A 1,864-nucleotide genomic window follows, 5' to 3' on the forward strand; every position below is an offset into this window, starting at 1 on the left:
CGACCCACCTTGGCCCCGAGTCATGCGGAGGCGTTCGTGAGGACGACTTCGAAGCGTTGACAGGGGAAACCGCAGGCCAGCCATTGAGCCGCGAAATCGGAAGTCTGGAGCGCCGACGCTGTTATCCTAAGCGGAAGGCAACACGTTGGGCGGCGCACATCGCGAGCCGCTCAACGGTTCCACGCGGTCGGAGACCCTGAGCATGCGGGGAAATCCTTCGCACAGGAACTGGGAGATCTCGTCGTCGCCCGAAGACGAACAGCGTTCGGGCAGGCTGGGGAAAGGCGAATGCCATAAGCCCAGCGTCATCGTCGACGAGAAGTCGGATGTCCGCATAGTACCAATGAACGACCTGAACAACAGCGACGGGTCCACACCGTTGCTCGCGGAAGGTCCGGAGGGAAGGCGGGCAGCCAAGGGCAATAGCAAACATCCTCCCGCGCCCCGGACCCTGAGCCGGACCAGCGCGTCGACGAGGCTGGAGGCTATACGTGAACTGGCAAGACGGAATAGGAAGACACGGTTCACGGCGTTGATGCATCACGTGACGCGCGAATTGCTGACGGAAAGCTTCAGGCAACTGAAGCGCTCCGCGGCGCCCGGCGTCGACGGGATGACATGGCGCGACTATGAGGAAGGGCTCGACGAGCGAATAGCAGCGCTTTGGGACGCGGTCCAATCAGGCCGCTACCAGGCACTCCCGTCTCGCCGAGTGTATATCCCCAAGTTGAATGGCAAACTGAGACCGCTCGGAATCGCTGCGCTGGAGGATAAGATCGTCCAGCACGCGGTGACGACGGTCCTGAATGCAATCTACGAGGCGGACTTCCTCGGCTTTTCCTACGGATTCCGGGAGGGGCGAAGTCAGCATAAAGCGCTGGACGCACTCTGGATCGGCATCCATCAGAAAAGAGTGAACTGGGTGCTCGACGCCGACATCCGCTCGTTCTTCGACACGATCGATCACGAATGGATGATGCGGTTCCTCGAGCACAGGATTGCAGATCGCCGGCTCTTGCGATTGATACGCAAGTGGCTGACCGCTGGCGTTGTCGAAAGTGGATCGAAGTCCGTAGCACGGATAGGTACGCCGCAAGGCGCGGTGATCTCGCCGCTCCTCGCCAATATTTATCTGCACTACGTCTTCGACCTCTGGACCCACCAGTGGCGGAGCAAAACGGCGAAAGGGGATGTCATCGTCGTCCGCTATGCGGACGACAGCGTCGTGGGCTTCGAAACAAAGTCCGAGGCCCTACGCTTTCTCGACGCACTGCGTGAGCGGATGGCGATGTTCGGTCTCTCGCTGAATGAGGAGAAGACACGGATTCTGGAATTTGGACGGTACGCGGCCGAGCGCCGCGCACGCCGGGGGCAACGCCGCCCGGAAACGTTCGACTTCCTCGGGTTCACGCACATCTGCGCTGTGACCCGAATGAATCCGCACTTCACAATCCGGCGCGTGACCATCGCCTCCCGCATGCGGGCGACGCTGAGGGCGATACGACACGACCTGATGAAACGCCGCCATGCGCCCATCGCTGAGATCGGCGCCTGGCTCCGTCGCGTGGTGCAGGGGTACCTGAACTACCACGCGATTCCAGGGAATCTGAAACGGCTCGGCATGTTCCGCGCCGAGGTCTGCCGGGCATGGCTGCGCTCGCTTCGTCGACGCAGCCAGCGCTCCCGCATGACCTGGGATCGATTCCAGCGTCACGTTAGGCGATACATCCCGAAAGTCCGCGCCTGTCATCCGCATCCCAATCCGCGGTACACGTCATGACCCAAGGTAGGAGCCGTATGCGGTAGCTCCGCACGTACGGATCTGAGCGGGGGGCGCTGGGAAACCAGCGTCCCTACCGCGACC

At 61.7% G+C, this 1,864-nt stretch carries 1 protein-coding gene; it reads left to right on the forward strand.

Annotation, left to right across the window (positions count from 1 at the left end):
* Positions 1–202 precede the first annotated feature (202 nt).
* Positions 203–1,780: a group II intron reverse transcriptase/maturase gene (gene ltrA / locus ACZIRK_RS45060; RefSeq protein WP_455998650.1), complete on the forward strand. Its 1,578-nt coding sequence runs from the start codon at positions 203–205 to the stop codon at positions 1,778–1,780.
* Positions 1,781–1,864: the final 84 nt, after the last annotated feature.

This window comes from Bradyrhizobium sp. Leo114 (genome assembly GCF_055229415.2).